The sequence below is a fragment of the Corynebacterium sp. zg-331 genome, from assembly GCF_014267345.1.
Classification (GTDB): Bacteria; Actinomycetota; Actinomycetes; order Mycobacteriales; family Mycobacteriaceae; genus Corynebacterium.
Map to the genome: position 1 here is coordinate 1 of NZ_JACMYD010000008.1, position 15,079 is coordinate 15,079.

Consider the following 15,079-nt stretch of genomic DNA (forward strand, 5'->3'; position numbering starts at 1 on the left):
TCGTCCTGGTGGTGGAGATGGTCGCACCACCGGGAGGAGCTGGGAGGTTTCCCAGCACAATGTCTCCTAGCGGGAAGAGTCCCGAGGGGGAGGAGGTGTGATTACGCTTTTATGCCGTTGAGGAGTGCTGTGGTGTGCTCGCGCAGATATTCCCGGAGGCCGGGCAGGGGCAAGTCCACGTAACTGGTTTTGGTATGGCGAATTACCCCGGCAAACGCCTGTCTACCGGGGAGGGTCGTGCAGCCGTCGAAGGCTTTTATCGTGTGGTATCCACAGTGCCATCGGGTTGTGCGTCTAGGAGATCTTTTTTATCTAGCCCCGCAGGGTAACCTCACCTGAAGGATTAGTGTTTCATGCTGATCGTGGTACTCAGTTCACTAGTGATCAGCTATGGCAGGTATGCCAACAGCTCGGGATTGCCAGTCAGTAGGACGTACCGGCGTGCGTTTCGATAACGCGATGTCTGAATCATTCTAGTCCACCCTGAAAACCGAGTTTTATGATCGGAGAAAATGGGCCAGCCAAGATCAGGCCCGCACAGCGGTGGCCCGGTGGATCGAAGTAGTCTACAACCGTCGTAGGTGGCACTCATCGATCGGGATGATCAGTTCCGTAGAGTTCGAGAACCGGATCGCCGACCAAAAACAACAAAAAGCAGCAGCTTAACTACGTGTCCACGATTTGCGGGCAACCCCACCACGGCATATTTCCGCATCTCGGCAGGTTACACGGTGTCTTGGATGCACCGTACGGACTTCAAGCAGCTACGCCGGTGCCACTACGCGCGGCTTACTCACCGGCAGTATGCCGCAGTGTTGGTGGTAGACGTTGACCAGACAGGCTCGGAAGGCGGGCACCCATCCAACCTGAACCCCTATGTCCGATGCGTAGTACGCAGCCTTGTGGGCCGATGGTACTGGCCCGGCCTGGGTGGGTGGAGATCAACACTGAGGGCGCAAGTCCCAAATGCTCTGGCTAATCGAGTCTGTATACGCAGGCAAGGCTGGGTCGTTTGCCCGGATGTGGTTGTTGACGGCTACCAGTCAGGTGCTTGGTTTGCTCATGGGTCTTCCCGTTCGTCGTTCTACGCAGGGTATGCTCCGAGGGCCATCAAGGATCCGAGCCGCTTTATAACCCACTTCCTTATGCGCTCGCGCGACGTACCCAGCGATACAATCCCGCCGTGAGTGCCGCAAAGACCACCAGGCCCACCCACTGCCCGGCGGCCTCGTAGCCCTCCGGCAGGAGCGCCAGCGGGTTGGCTTTACCCGTGGTGGCGATGACCCCGGCGTGAATCACCCCAAAGAGGCTTTCGCCCACGATCAGGCCGGTGGCCATGAGCACGCCCAGGCGAGTGGCCTGCTCGGGGTGTGCGCTGCGGGCCGCCCGGCGGTGGTAGAGCGCGCCGATCACGCTGCCCACTACGATCATGAGGGTCAGCCCCATCGGCAAGTACATGCCCATGCCCACGGCCAGCGGCGGCAGCGCGAGGCGTCGGGAGCCGGTGCGCCCCAAGGCCTCGTCGATGGCGATGATACCCACGGCGATGAGAGCACCCAGGCCCACCTTGCCCCAGTCCAGCGAATCCCCGAAGATCCCCTGCGCCACGGAGCTCATCAGCGCGGCCTGCGGCGCGGCAAGGGCATCCGGCCCCGCACCCTCTGCGCCCTGAAAGCCGAAGGCCTGCAGCATGAGCTGGAGGATCGGCGGGATCACCAGGGAGCCAAACACCACGCCGATGATCAGCGCCACCTGCTGCTTCCATGGGGTGGCGCCCACGAGCTGGCCGGTCTTAAGATCCTGGAGATTATCGTTCGAGATCGTGGCGATGCCAAACACCACGGCGGCGGTAAAGAGCGTATAGGCCACCAGGGCCGTGGGGTTGCTCTGGGACTCCGCGCCCGTTGCCACCTTGATCAGCAGCGCGGCGGAGAGCACCGTGATGATGCCCATCGAGGAGATCGGGCTATTCGACGCCCCGATCAGCCCCGCCATGTACCCGCACACCGCCGCGATCAACAGCCCAGAGACCAGCGTGAACACCACGCTCAGGGCGATGAGCACGCCGGTGTGGTGGCCGATCGCAGTGCCGCGCACAAAGCCCCACAACAGCAGCCCGATGGGGATCATGGACGCCGCGATGCTGCCCAGCACCAGCGGGAAGGGAAGGTCGCGCTCCGCCAGCTCCACCCGCTGCCCGCCGCGGCGCGCCCGCGAGGCCAGCAGGGAGGAACGAATGCCCCGGGCGATGGGGCCGATGATCTTCAGCAGCGTCCACAGCGCCGCCACCGCCATCGCGCCCGCGCCCACGAAGCGCACGTCCTGGCTGAACACGGCCGACACGGACTCCGCCACCTCCCCCGAGGCGGGAACCTGGCCCTGGGTGAAAATCGGCATGAGCACCCCGTGCGCGATGATCAGCCCGGTGAGCATGGCCACCCCCACCGTGACGCCCACCAGGTGGCCCACCCCGATCAGCGCCAGCGACAGGCTGCTGCCCACCATCACCCCGCCCGAGCCCACGCGGAAGGCGGCGGAGACCTCCCCGGCCACGGCCTTGATAGCACCCAGCAGCCCCAACGAGGCAGACGCCAGCGCCCCGCCGATAATCACGCGCAAGCCCCGACGATTCTCCTCCGCCGAACCATGCTCATCGCCCACGCGCAGCACCTCGGCCGCGGCCACCCCCTCTGGGAAGGGCAGATCCGAGCCGGTGACCAGGGCGCGGCGCAGCGGGATGGAATACATCACGCCCAGCACCCCGCCGATCATGCACACCAGCAGGGTGGTCCAGTACGGGAAACCCTGCCACCAGCCCACCATGACCAGGCCGGGCAGCACGAAGATGATGGCGGACAGGGTTCCGGCCGCCGAGGCGATGGTCTGCACGATGTTGTTCTCCACCACCGTGTGCTCGGAGAACCTGCGCAGCACCGCCATGGAGATCACGGCGGCGGGGATGGAGGTGGCAAAGGTTAGTCCGACCTTGAGGCCGAGGTAGACGTTGGCGGCGGTAAAGACCAGGGTGATGAGTCCACCCAGGATGACCGCGCGCACGGTGAGTTCGCGCATGGGAGCCTCCCTGCTAGGGGAATGACAATGATGAGAGGTAGGTTACCCCTCCCTGGGAACGCGTGGGGAGCAACCTGATGGTGTGTGCGTCACAGGGCGGTTTCTTCTGGGGTGTGTGCTCAGCTGTGCAGGGTGATTGTTTGCAATCTTGCGTGTTTATTAATGGAATGACGCCCTTCGTATGTTCTCTAACTTTTTCCTATTTTCTTCGCTTTGTGTGATACTTTCCAGTACTGGTTGGTGTGATGAGAGTATGTTGGAGTGGTTGATGTCGTCTACCACTCTCTTGTGAAGATGAAGTTTTGATTCGTAAGTAAATACCCCTCGTGTCACCTTGGAGAGTGAGGATTTGGCTATCCAGGAATAGCGTGATCCTTGAACGAGCTGATATTCTATTGCTCGTTTGGTTAGGGCTGCTATCCAGTCAGCGAATTGGATATTTGCGGATAGCTGACTGTCGATGTGCATGGGCGGTTCGAGGATGCGGTGCATGTCCTCGTGCTTGGAGGCTCGCCCCAGGATGTGTGCATACATCTCGGGAAGTCGCTGCTTCCGGGATTTTTCATTGATCTGATCCATCATGACCAGCAGATTCTTTTGGCGGGAGTCGGCATGGCGTGCCAGTCGATTGAGGCTTTCATGCATGGCGGCTGATTCTCGTTGTCTGAACTCCTCTGGGCCCGTGTTGGTTTCCTTCGGGGTGCCTACAGGCTTCTCGTTAGTATAGTAGAATAACTTTCCGTCCAGTTTGTTTAAGAATTCTATCAGCCATGTTAGGGCTCGCACATTTTATGGCCTCTCCTGTTGGGCTTTTGCATAGAGGAGTGAGGAGCCCTTCTTCTCTCAGCGGCCAGGGTGATGGGCCTTTGATTCCCCCTTGGGGAATATTCCTTTTTGGTTTTGGTGAATAATGCCCCAAATTCGCGTACGTGCTTTTCGTCTATTATAAATCCTGCATATCCAAAAGCTGGGCTTTCGTTATGGCGTGGGTGTTGTAGGCTAACGAAAGCTCCTGGATGGCCAATCTCATCGAGATAAGCGACAAGCATGAGTAATCCTTGCGACTAGCGGATTTCTGGTATACACAAAAACCCGCGACAAGCGCGGGTTTTTGGAGTTGGTGCCCGGGATATTCTTGCAGCTGCTCAATCCTGGCTTCCGCTGGTCAGTCTATGGCTCCACGATGGTGGCGTCAAGAGCGGGGATAGTCAGGGGCTCTCCGGTTCCCCGCTCCAGCCCTAGCAGGTACTCCTTGACCGCGAGCCCGCCGGCGTAGCCGCCCAGGGAGCCGTCGGAGCGTATGACCCGGTGGCAGGGCACCACGATGGGCAGGGGATTGGTGCGGCAGCCGCTGCCCACGGCGCGCGCCGCCCCGGGGCGGCCCAGGGCGACCGCCACCTCGCCGTAGCTGGAGGTCTGGCCGTAGCCTATGGTGAGCAGGTGGCGCTGCACCCGCGCCCGGAAGTCGCTGGCCTCGCCCCAGTCGAGGGGCACGGTGAACTCCCGGTGCCTCCCGGCGAAGTATTCCGCCAGCTCCTGCCGGGCCTGGGTCACGATGGGGGAGTCGGTGGAGGCGCCTGCGCCGAAGATCACGCGGGTCAGCCCCCGCGGGGAGGCCAGCAGTGTCAGGGGTCCGAGGGGTGTGTCCATGTTTTACGACCGATCCGCCAGGGTTTCCCGGATGGGGCGGGCCAGCTGCGTCATCTCCCGGCGGCCGCGCAGCTCCACGGATTTCATCAGCGTCCATCGGGCCTGCTCGGCTTCGTTGGCCCCGCGCAGGGTGGCGGAGTTGGTGAGGATGCGCCCGGGGGTGTCCTTGGCCAGCTCGGTCAGGCGGGCGGCCTGGTTTACGGCGTCGCCGATCACGGTGTATTCGAAGCGGTCGTGGCCGCCGATGTGCCCGGCCACCACGTGCCCCGCGGCCACGCCGATGCCCGCCTGGAGCGCCATACCGCGCAGTTCCTCGCGCAGCTCGCGGGCGGCGCTCAGGGCGAGCGAGTTGGCGTCGGCAAGCGGCAGCGGCGCGCCGAAGACGGCGAGGGCGGCGTCGCCCTGGAACTTGTTGATGATGCCCTTGTTGCGGTGCACCACCGTGACCACGCGCTCGAAGAAGCGGTTGAGCTCCGCCACCACCTCCTCCGGCTCGTGGTGGACGGCGAAGGTGGTCGAGCCGATCACGTCGATGAAAAGCACCGCCACCTTGCGGTCCTCCCCGCCCAGGGTGGGGCGCTCCTCGAGGGCCCGGCGGGCGACCTCCGTGCCCACGTAGCGGCCAAAGATATCGCGCACGCGCTGGCGCTCGCGCAGGCCCCGCATCATCTCGTTGAAGCCGGCCTGGAGTACGCCGATCTCGGAGCCGTCGTAGATGTCCACCTGGGCGGTGGCGTCGCCGCGTCGCACCCGGTTGATGGCCTCTTGGAGCTCCTTGATGGGATCCACCACGCTCATGATGGATAGCGTGGTGCCCACGAATCCGGTGATCAGCGCGCTCACGATCAGCCAGAGGAGGGCGGGGATGATGTCCGCGGCGTCGTCCGTGAAAAAGCCCGCCTGCTGTCCCCAGAGCAGCAGCAGCACGCCCAGGGCCGGCACCCCGGTGGTCAGCACCCAGGTCATGCGCAGCCGGGACTTGATGGGAGGCTCCAGGGTGGAATCCTCGAAGCGCCGCGCCAGGGCCTCCGACGCTACCGGGCGCACCATCCGCTCGGCCGCCAGGTAGGTGATGATGATAACCACCGACCCGGCCAGCCCGCAGGCCACCGCGATGACCAGGGCCATCCTGCCGCTGGCGGAGGAGGTCACCAGCACCGCGATGAGGATGCCAAAAAACCAGACGATCGCGCACACCGCCGCCTGATACACCGGCAGCCGCAGCACCAGGTTGCGCACCATGTTGGGGTCGTGGGAATCCGGGGAACGCTGCCAGTCAAGCACCGGGCGGAACAGAATAAACGTGGCCGCGATGCCCATCACGGCGGCAAAGACCACGTAACTGATGCCGATGGGGGCCAGGTGTGAGCCGGAGGAATCAAAGTCATGCAGCTCGGGCAGCGGAATGAGGAAGCGGATAAAGAACATGATGGCCGCCGCGCCGAGGACGTTCGATCCGAGCACAAGGGCGGCGTACAGGGGCCAGGAGGTTCCCCATAGCCATGTGAGGGCCCTGAGCAATCGGTTCATGCTAGATACTCTATCTATTCGCTACCCTGGGTGCGGTGAGTACTTCCCCCCGCAGCGTAGCCGAGCGCCTCGCGGATACCCCCAGCGTGTGCGACGTGGTGCTGGCGGCCGCGCGCGCGGCGCGAGCCCTGGAGGCCCCGGGGGGCGAACCCGCGCAGGCCGCCCGCGCGGCGATGACCCACTCCTGGGTCTTTACCGGGGCGCCCGGTTCCGGGCGCTCCCGGGCCGCGCTAGCCTTTGCCGCCGCCCTGGAATGCACCGGGCCGGAACCCGGCTGCGGGCGCTGCGAGGCCTGCCGCGCCGTGCTCGAAGGGGCGCACACCGACGTCGTGCACGTAGTGCCCCAGGCGCTGTCCATCGGCGTGGACTACGTGCGCGAAACGATCATCGCCGGGGCGCACCGCCTGCCCACCGTCTCCCCGTGGCGGGTGGTCATCATCGAGGATGCCGACCGCCTCTCTGGCTCGGCGGCCGACGCCCTGCTCAAGACCGTCGAGGAACCCCCCTCGCGCACCGTGATCGTCTTCTGCGCGCCGTCCACCGACCCCCAGGACTTCTCCACCACCCTGTGCTCGCGGTGCCGCCACGTCTACGTGCCCTCCCCCTCGGTAGCCGAGATCACGCGGCTGCTGGTGGCCGAGGAGGGCGCCACGGAAAGCGACGCCCGGCTTGCCGCCCAGGCCTGCCTGCGCCACGTGGGGCGGGCCCGACGGCTGGTGACCACCCCCAGCATGCAGCGCCGCCGCGCCGCCGTGCTCAACCTCGCGGAACTCATCCGCCACGGCGACCAGGCCTTTCAGGCCATGCATGCCCTGGTCAAGGCGATAGAAAAGGAGGCCACCGAGGCCTTCGCGCAGGCCGATGCCGAGGAACGGGAGCGTCTGGAGCGCTCCCTGGGTGCGGGCGGCAAGGGCAAGGGGGCCCAGAAGGCCGCGCGGGGCACCGCGGGCATGGTCAAGGAGCTGGAAAAGACCCAGCGCATGCGCACCACCCGGCGGCGGCGCGACCTGCTGGATCTGGCGCTGGTGGATCTCTCCGGCCTCTACCGCGATGCCCTTCTGCTGGCCGTGGGGGCCTCCGTGGAACCGGTGCACCCGGATTTTTCCGCGCTCGCCGGGGAGCTGGCGGACACCGTGGGGGAGCGCGGCCTGGTGGAATGCCTGGACGCTATCGCGGTGTGCCGCAGGCACATCACGGAAAACGTGCAGTTCACCATCGCTACCGACGGCCTGGTGGGCCGTTTGCGGCAGGCCTACGGGGTGTAGTAAACTAACCGCTCGTGCCGCCTTAGCTCAGTCGGTAGAGCGATTCACTCGTAATGAATAGGTCGCGAGTTCGATTCTCGCAGGCGGCTCCAGTTTTGGGATGGGGGTGAGGGCTGCGCCAAGGGTGGGCGCAGTTTTTTGTGTCTGGGAGATGACTTGACCCCTGCCGAAGTTTTCCCCCACAGAGTAAAATGACACTCGTCCGTGCTGCGAAGGTGGCCTGGACGCATCATTCCCTTCTTGCGGCTCCGTCCCGGCCGCGCGCGGGATGGGGCCTCATGGGGGCACCTCCTAGCGGTAGAAGGGAGGTGGGCACAGTGGTTAAGCGGCATGAGAAAAGCCGCCGAGAGATTGGGCGATCTCTACGGCGGCTCTCGCGTCGAGTCACTATCAGCGTCATCGCGGGCTACATCCGTGATGGTATTAGCTGGTTAGTGAACTCGCTGTAGTCCCATCGGGAACCTTCATCTGTTTTCAGCGACGGGTGAGGGTTCCCGCATTTTTGTTCCCTCCATAGGAAGGATGGCCCCCAGTCTAGGCCTCCCATGCTCCGACGGCAAGCTGTCATACCCACGAGGGTGCGTGAATTATTGATTTTCATGCGCTGGGGTGATAAAGCGCGTGGCTCACGTCCCGAGCTGCGCGCCGTCCCAATGCCCCCTAACGGGGGGTAGCCTCCTTGCGGCGTCCAGTCCGCCCAGCCGACCACCACCAGGGATTTTTCCGCCCAGCTGCGGCGCGGGGGAAAGACTCATTTTTACACTTCCTCTAGAAGTGTAAAAATGCAATGATGTGACCATGACTACTCAAGCGCGTCAATCTGGCATTCCGTTACCTCCCATGACCCACAGCCTCTGGGGCACGACGGAGGAAGCCAAGCCGCTTTCCGGTAGCGTACGCAAGCTCGTCGCCACGATGCTGGGGGCGGATGGCGGCAATAACGCCCGCCTTCCGGCCGAGGAGGTGCACCTGAGCGAGGTGCGCCTGAGCGAATCTGACCTCGCCGCTCTATCCGGGATCGTCGGCGAGGGCTACGTGAGCACTGAGCACGAGCAGCATCTGCGCCGGGCTCGCGGCAAGTCCTACCCGGATCTGCTGGATTGACGCTCCGGCCGCGTCATCGACGCCTCGGACGCCGTGGTGGCTCCCGGCACCGAGGACGAGGTGGCAGCCCTGCTTACCTGGTGCACCGAGGAGCGGGTGGCCGTGGTTCCCTTCGGCGGCGGCACCAGCGTGGTAGGCGGCCTGGCACCGAAGGACGGCGGCCTGCGCGCCGTGATCAGCCTCGATATGGTGCGCTTCGATCAGTTGGAGGACGTCGATACTGTGTCCATGCAGGCTACCCTGGGCGCGGGGTTGTCCGGCCCCCACGCGGAGCTGAAGCTGGCCGAGCACGGGTTGCAGATCGGGCACTTCCCGTAGTCTTTCCCCTATGCCTCCATCGGCGGCTACGCCGCCCCCCGGTCCTCGGGGCAGAACTCCGCGGGCTACGGTCGCTTCGACGAGATGGTGCGCGAGCTGACCGTGGTGACCCCTGTGGGCGTGACCACGGTGGGCTACCAGGCCCCGGCGTCGGCCGCCGGCCCCGATCTACGCCAGCTTTTTCTCGGCTCGGAGGGTACCCTCGGCGTGATCACCCGGGTGCGCCTGCGTGTCCACCCCATCCCCGAGGTCAAGCGCTACGAGGCGTTTAGCTTCCCCTCCTTCGCCGAGGGGGCCGAAGCGATGCGTAAGGTGACGCAGACGGGCACCGGCCCCACGGTGCTGCGCCTTTCCGACGAGATCGAGTCCAGTCTCAATCTGAGCTCCACGGACAAGATCGGGGACTCCGACGATGCCGACTCCGGCTGTCTGCTGCTGACCATGTACGAGGGCACCCCGGAGCACACGGAGTCCCGTCACGAGGAGACCCGCAACCTCCTGTTGTCTCTGGGCGGTGTTTCTCGAGGCGAGGTGCCGGTGCGGCAGTGGGAGCGCGGCCGTTTCGGCGCGCCCGTGTTGTGAGACGGCCTCCTCGATCAGGGGGCCGTGTGCGAAACCTTCGAGACGGCCACGGATTGGTCCAACATCGACCGGGTGAAAAAGGCCGTGACCGAGGCGGTGGGCACCGAGCTGGCGGAGTCGGGAAGCTCCGCGATCATCATGTGCCACATCTCTCACGTGTATGAGGGCGGCTGCTCCCTGTATTTCACGATCATCGCCGGTCAGCGCGGGGAAGATCCGGCTAGCCAGTGGCGGAAGGCCAAGGAGGCCGCCTGCCGGGCGATGGTGGACAACGGCGCGACGATCACGCACCACCACGCGGTGGGCACCGATCACCGCCCGTGGGTGCAGGCCGACATGGGCAACCTGGGGGCCACGATCCTCGGCTCGGTGAAGGCCACCCTGGACCCCGCGGGCATTCTCAACCCCGGCAAGCTGTTTTAGACGGAAATGACAAGGCAACAACATCATGAGCAATGACTACCAGTTGGGGCACCGAGAGATTTCGCGCGTCGCCGTGCTGACCAACCCCGCCGCGGCTAAGGGCAGGGCCGTGGAGGCCTCGAACATCGCCGCCCGTGCCTTTTATAGCTACGGCGTGGACGTGGTGCGCATCTTCGGTTCCTCCTCGGAGGTCTCGCGGAACCTGGCCCGCGAGATGGTCGAGGATGATTCCATCGATGCCCTCGTGGCCTGCGGCGGCAACGGCTTCATCAGTCTTGTCCTCCAGGAACAGGCTGGAAGCACCACGCCCTTGAGGATCATCCCGGCGGGCACCGGCAACGATCACGCCCGGGAATACGGCATACCGCTGGATGCCCGCCGCGCGGCCAAGACCATCGTCCAGGGCTTTACCACCCGAACGGACCTGGGGATCATGCGCACGGACGACGGCCAGCAGCGGTACTTTGGCACGATTGCCTGCGCCGGCTTTGACTCCCTGGTGACCGACCGCACCAACCGCATTCCGTGGCCCTCTGGCCAGCCCCGCTACGTGCTGGCGATCCTGTTGGATTTTATCAACTTCCACTCCCTACCCACCCGCATCACGCTGGACGACGGGGAGGTCATCTCCGATGAGGTGACCCTGTGCGCCATCGGCAATACCCGCACCTACGGCGGCGGTATGCAGGTGTGCCCCGATACAGATCATTACGACGGTCTTTTTGACATCACCCTGGTGTCCAAGATGCCCCGCCGCAAGGCTGCCCTGAACGTGAACAAGATCTTCTCAGGAGACTTCGACGATGTTGCAGAAGCCCGCCGATACCGGACCCGCAAGGTGCGCGTGGAGATGCCGGGCATTAACGCCTACGCCGACGGCGATAAATACTTCGCCTGCCCGGTGGAGTGCGAAATCGTCCCCGGCGCCGGTTATTACCTCGTGCCTAGGCCCTAACCCGAAAAAGTTAACGAAAGGAGCCCGATGATGAGTGCGTCCTCGCGGCTGACCCGGGCGCTGGACTGGCGTCCGCGCGGCCATCTTTCCCGCACCCTCATAGTGCTGCTGCTGGTCATGCCCCTCATCGTGGCCGTGGCCTACATGTGGGCCATGTGGGATCCGCGCCATTACCTGCACGACGTGGAACTAGCGGTGGTCAATAACGACAAGGGAGCCACCCAGGCGGGCAAGGTGGAAAACTTTGGCGATCAGGTGGTCGATGGGCTGCTTGATATTGATTATCTCCACTTTGTGAAGGTAGACGCCGAGGAAGCGGATCAGGGATTGGCCAAGGGCACATACCTCTTTACCGTGGAAATCCCGGAAACGTTCTCCCAGGACGTCGTGACGGTCATCGACGATAAGCCACGCCAGCCGGTGGTGGAAATTTCCTACAACGACTTCAACGGCACCAACGCCCCCCTGCTGACCAACGGCCTGGTCTCCGAGATCCAAAAGGGCGTGGCCCAGGGCATTCAGGAGGGCTACGCCAAACAGATCCTCGACGGCATGAACCAGCTGGGCAAGGGCCTGGGCGAGGCGGCCAACGGGGCCCGGCTGCTTGACGACGGCGCGGGTCAAGCCCACGACGGCACCACCCAGGGAGTGGACGGAACCCGCCAGCTCAAGGACGGCACCACTCAGCTGGGTGCAGGTATGGTGCAGATCGACGAAGGTGTGGGCCAGCTCACCGGCGGCCTGATCCCGCTGCTGGATCAGGTGCAATCCGCGGTGACCGCGCTCCAGCCCGTGCTGGATACCATGCGCGCGGTGGGCCTGGGTGCCCAGGCCGATCAGCTGGCCGGAACCCTAAGACAGCTCAACAACGCCAACCCAGAGAGCATGGCCGCCCAGCTACGCAAGCTCAAGGCGGGCACGGCGGAGGTGCGGCAAAACCTCACCGACCCCTCTGCCCCCTACCTCAGTGGCCTGATGCAGCTGGGCGACGGCCAGCGTCAACTCCACGACGGCATCATCCAGGTGGACGACGGCGTGGGCCAGCTCTATGACGGCACCCTGCTGCTCAACGACGGCACCCGCCAGCTCAAGGAGGGCACCGGGCAGCTTGCCTCGGGCCTGAGCGAGGGGGCCAAGCAGGCGCCGCGGATCAACGCGGTGCCGCTGTCCGCCAAGCAGATCGCCGCCCCGATCCTGTACGACTCCAAGAACAACCCCGCCGTGCAGACGCAGGTGGACGTCCATGACCCCACCAACCTGACGCTGTCTGGCGGCGTGTCCATGATCCTCATCCTGGTCTTTGGCTTCCTGCTCATGGCCACCGTCTCCATCCTGCTTCCGGAGGTACTGGGCCGGATGCATGATCGCGTGGTGACCGCCCCGGTGCTCAAGGCCTTCGCACTGCTCTCCGCGATCAACACGCTGATCCTGTTAGTCCTGGCCGGATTCTCCTCCGTCCTGGGCTGGTATCCTGCGCACTGGTCAGCCACGATCCTCGTGTTCGTTTTGATGGGTATGAGCGGAGCCGCAGTGTATCAGTTCCTGCGGATGCTCTTCGGGCGGCTCGTCGGCGCGCTTTTCGCCCTCGGCTTCCTGGGTTACGGGGTCTTCGCTTTCGGCGGGGTGTGGCCGCTCGCGCTGACCCCCGGCGCGCTGCGCGCCCTCCACGGGGTGCACCCGATGTCCTACGCCCGGTACGCCTTCATCCGCGCCACCGACGGTGCGCTGGATGCCACCTTCTGGTTGGGCGTTCTTGGCCTGGTCGCCTCCATCGCGATCTCGCTGGCGCTGACATTCCTTGTTCGCGCCGCCCGGCAACGCCGTGAGGCTCAACCCACGGGCCGCCACGCCGAGGAGCCGACCGCGACCTTCAGCACCGTGGAGGCCTGAGGCGAACATGACGCGCGGTAATGCAGCCATCCGCGAGGCGATCTACGCCGGTGCCCGGGAGTGCTTCATGCAGCGCGGAGTCAGCGGCACCACCATGGCGGCCGTTGCCCGCGCGGCCGGAGTATCGCGTCCCACGGTGTACGCCCACTTTGGCAGCGTGGACGCCCTGGTGCGCAAGGTTCTCACCCGGGAGGTCATTGGCCTTCTCGATGCTGCCTACCCGCCCCCGAGGGACATCGATACGCTGTGCGAGACCACGGTGGCCGTGGCCCTGGCGGCCCGGCGCAACGAGTTCCTTTCTTCGATCCTGCGCAAGGATCCCGAACTTCTGCTGACCTACCAGTTCCAGCGCCTCGGGGAAAGCCAGCAGATCATGGTCAGATTCATCAAAAACGTCATCGTGCGCATGCACCAGGACGGCGTGGTGATGCGCCGCGGCGAGCCGCAGGTGATGGCCACTCACATCTTCATGGTGGTTCAATCCCTCGTGCTCTCCTCGGCCGTGCTCGGCGCGGTGACGCAAGCGGAAGACGAGTGGGCCAACGAGCTCACCGCAATGTTGAAGGGATACCTACATCAATGAACACTCACGGTGCACTCAACGCCGCGAGGCGAGATGCCGACCTTGACGCCCTGAGCCAGGCCACCGAGCCGGTGGACGTGGTGATCATCGGCGGCGGCATCACCGGGGTGGGCTTGGCGCTCGATGCCGTCACCCGGGGCCTGTCCATCGTGCTGATAGAAAAGCACGACTTCGCCTTTGGTGCCTCCCGGTGGTCCTCCAAGCTGGCCCACGGCGGCCTGAGCTACCTGACCAAGCTAGAGCTGGGGATCGCGCGTCACTCGGCGGTGGAGCGGGGAATCCTCATGGAACGCACCGCGCCGCACCTCATCAGGGCGTTGCCGCAGGTCATGGCTCTGGGAGAGGACACCAACCTGGTGCAAAAGGCCGCCGCCCGGGTGGTTTTTTGCCGGAGATGCCCTGCGCATCACCGCTGGAACCTCGGCGCGCACTCTGCCGCGCTCCCGCTACGTCTCCGCGGCAGAGACCACTCGGCTGTGCCCGGCGGTGCTGCGCCCCGGCCTCAAGGGCTCCTGGGTTAATTATGATGGCCAGATGGTCGATGACGCCCGCGTGGTCACCGCCATCGCCCGCACCGCCACCAGCGAGGGGGCGCGCATCCTCACCTACTGCGAGGCCACCGAGGCCACCGGCAGGTCGGTGCGGCTGCGCGACACCCTGGGCGGTCGGGAGATCACCCTCCAGGCCCGCGCCGTGATCAACGCCACCGGGGTGTGGGCCGGCAGGCTCGACGCGGGCATCAAGGTGCGCCCTGCTCGGGGCACCCACCTGGTATTTAGGGCCGAGACCCTCGGTAACTCCACCGGGGCGCTCACGGTGCCGCTGCCGGGATCGATCTCCCGATACCTCTTCATCCTCCCCGCCCCGCACGGACGCTGCTACCTTGGCCTCACGGACGAGGACGCCCCCGGGGCCATCCCGGACGTGCCTCCCACCCCCAAGGAGGACGTGGAGTTCCTGCTGCGCAACATCAACCAGACCCTGGATAAGAAGCTCACCCGCGCCCACGTGATGGGTACCTTCACCGGCTTGCGCCCGCTGCTCGATAACGGCGGGGGCGGCTCTACCGCGGACCTGTCCCGCCGCCACGCTATCGTCTGCTCCGAGGACGGTATGTTCTCCGTGGTGGGCGGCAAGTTCACCGAGTACCGCCTCATGCCGAGGAGACTCTCGACCGGGTCATCGTGGAGCGGTGCCTCACCGCGCGCCCGTGCGCCACCCGTGACTTCCCGCTGCTCGGCGCGCCGGGGCACCGAGGCTACTCGCACGTGGCCACCCGGGATCTCCACGGGTTGCCACGTGCGATGGTGGCCCGCTTTGGTAACGAGGCCCCCGCCGTGCTGACCGCAGCCACCGTGGAATGCCCCCTGGACACGGTCAGCCCCCTGGACGTGACCCGCGCCGAGGTGGAATACGCCTTCACCCACGAGGGGGCGATCACTGTCGAGGACGTGCTGGAACGACGTACCCGGGCCGCCATGATCCCGGAAGACGCCGAGGCCATGCGCGCCGGGGTCGAGGAGATCCGCAACCACGCGATGGAAAAACTACAGTGAGGAAATGACATGAAAAAGCTGCGCAAGGTTCTCGATACCGCCTTTGTTAAGGCCCAGGCCCGATACCCCGTTGCCACCGGAAACATCATGCACACAGTGGTGGCCGCCGCGTCCGGTTCGGGAAAAAGCACAGGAAAGCCACCGCTACTTC

9 protein-coding genes, 1 tRNA gene and 3 pseudogenes are annotated in these 15,079 nt (G+C 64.9%); 8 read left to right on the forward strand and 5 right to left on the reverse strand.

The window, feature by feature from the left end; genetic code table 11:
* Nucleotides 1-334: 334 nt before the first annotated feature.
* Nucleotides 335-666 (forward strand): annotated as a pseudogene (locus tag H7347_RS10830) (integrase core domain-containing protein); the annotation flags it as partial.
* A 477-nt stretch (nt 667-1,143) separates the two neighbouring features.
* Here the strand turns inward: H7347_RS10830 and H7347_RS08765 are convergent.
* The 5 genes from H7347_RS08765 to H7347_RS08780 all read right to left on the reverse strand — a co-directional run bounded on the left by H7347_RS08765 (nt 1,144) and on the right by H7347_RS08780 (nt 6,252).
* Complete coding sequence (locus H7347_RS08765) at nt 1,144-3,072, reverse strand: OPT family oligopeptide transporter (RefSeq protein ID WP_152823145.1); 1,929 nt, start codon at nt 3,070-3,072, stop codon at nt 1,144-1,146.
* 159 nt (nt 3,073-3,231) lie between these two features.
* Nucleotides 3,232-3,858, reverse strand: coding sequence for a DUF3800 domain-containing protein (locus H7347_RS10835; RefSeq protein WP_370513950.1), 627 nt, complete (start codon nt 3,856-3,858; stop codon nt 3,232-3,234).
* Nucleotides 3,846-4,121, reverse strand: a complete 276-nt coding sequence (locus H7347_RS11015; RefSeq protein WP_370513951.1) for a DUF3800 domain-containing protein — start codon at nt 4,119-4,121, stop codon at nt 3,846-3,848. Before H7347_RS11015 ends, H7347_RS10835 begins: the two co-directional genes overlap by 13 nt.
* 121 nt (nt 4,122-4,242) lie before the next feature.
* A complete protein-coding gene (locus H7347_RS08775; RefSeq protein WP_152823146.1) occupies nt 4,243-4,722 on the reverse strand; it encodes a methylated-DNA--[protein]-cysteine S-methyltransferase in 480 nt (159 codons plus the stop codon).
* A 3-nt stretch (nt 4,723-4,725) separates the two neighbouring features.
* The gene (locus H7347_RS08780) at nt 4,726-6,252 is read right to left on the reverse strand and encodes an adenylate/guanylate cyclase domain-containing protein (protein ID WP_152823147.1); all 1,527 of its coding nucleotides are present in this window, start codon (nt 6,250-6,252) and stop codon (nt 4,726-4,728) included.
* Between the two features lie 35 nt (nt 6,253-6,287).
* On the opposite strand from H7347_RS08780, the gene H7347_RS08785 reads away from it, so the two are divergent.
* The 7 genes and pseudogenes from H7347_RS08785 to H7347_RS08815 all read left to right on the forward strand — a co-directional run bounded on the left by H7347_RS08785 (nt 6,288) and on the right by H7347_RS08815 (nt 14,928).
* Entirely contained in the window at nt 6,288-7,517 is a 1,230-nt protein-coding gene (locus H7347_RS08785) for a DNA polymerase III subunit delta' (protein ID WP_186337429.1), read from the forward strand.
* Nucleotides 7,518-7,533: 16 nt separating this feature from the next.
* Nucleotides 7,534-7,609 (forward strand) — tRNA-Thr (locus H7347_RS08790).
* A 748-nt stretch (nt 7,610-8,357) separates the two neighbouring features.
* Nucleotides 8,358-9,944 (forward strand): annotated as a pseudogene (locus H7347_RS08795) (FAD-binding oxidoreductase).
* A gap of 25 nt (nt 9,945-9,969) precedes the next feature.
* Nucleotides 9,970-10,899: a diacylglycerol kinase gene (locus H7347_RS08800; protein ID WP_152823149.1), complete on the forward strand. Its 930-nt coding sequence runs from the start codon at nt 9,970-9,972 to the stop codon at nt 10,897-10,899.
* A gap of 27 nt (nt 10,900-10,926) precedes the next feature.
* Complete coding sequence (locus H7347_RS08805) at nt 10,927-12,789, forward strand: YhgE/Pip family protein (RefSeq protein ID WP_152823150.1); 1,863 nt, start codon at nt 10,927-10,929, stop codon at nt 12,787-12,789.
* Nucleotides 12,790-12,796: 7 nt separating this feature from the next.
* Nucleotides 12,797-13,372, forward strand: coding sequence for a TetR/AcrR family transcriptional regulator (locus H7347_RS08810; protein ID WP_152823151.1), 576 nt, complete (start codon nt 12,797-12,799; stop codon nt 13,370-13,372).
* Nucleotides 13,369-14,928, forward strand: a pseudogene (locus H7347_RS08815) (glycerol-3-phosphate dehydrogenase/oxidase). The gene H7347_RS08810 and the pseudogene H7347_RS08815 overlap by 4 nt, the downstream one beginning before the upstream one ends.
* The last annotated feature ends 151 nt before the right edge of the window (nt 14,929-15,079 follow it).

What these genes read in the sequence shown, in the direction of transcription:
- H7347_RS08765 (WP_152823145.1), bottom strand. Translation starts at nt 3,072, where the DNA reads ATGCGCGAACTCACCGTGCGCGCGGTCATCCTGGGTGGACTCATCACC.
- H7347_RS11015 (WP_370513951.1), bottom strand. Translation starts at nt 4,121, where the DNA reads ATGCTTGTCGCTTATCTCGATGAGATTGGCCATCCAGGAGCTTTCGTT.
- H7347_RS08775 (WP_152823146.1), bottom strand. Translation starts at nt 4,722, where the DNA reads ATGGACACACCCCTCGGACCCCTGACACTGCTGGCCTCCCCGCGGGGG.
- H7347_RS08780 (WP_152823147.1), bottom strand. Translation starts at nt 6,252, where the DNA reads ATGAACCGATTGCTCAGGGCCCTCACATGGCTATGGGGAACCTCCTGG.
- H7347_RS08800 (WP_152823149.1), top strand. Translation starts at nt 9,970, where the DNA reads ATGAGCAATGACTACCAGTTGGGGCACCGAGAGATTTCGCGCGTCGCC.
- H7347_RS08805 (WP_152823150.1), top strand. Translation starts at nt 10,927, where the DNA reads ATGATGAGTGCGTCCTCGCGGCTGACCCGGGCGCTGGACTGGCGTCCG.
- H7347_RS08810 (WP_152823151.1), top strand. Translation starts at nt 12,797, where the DNA reads ATGACGCGCGGTAATGCAGCCATCCGCGAGGCGATCTACGCCGGTGCC.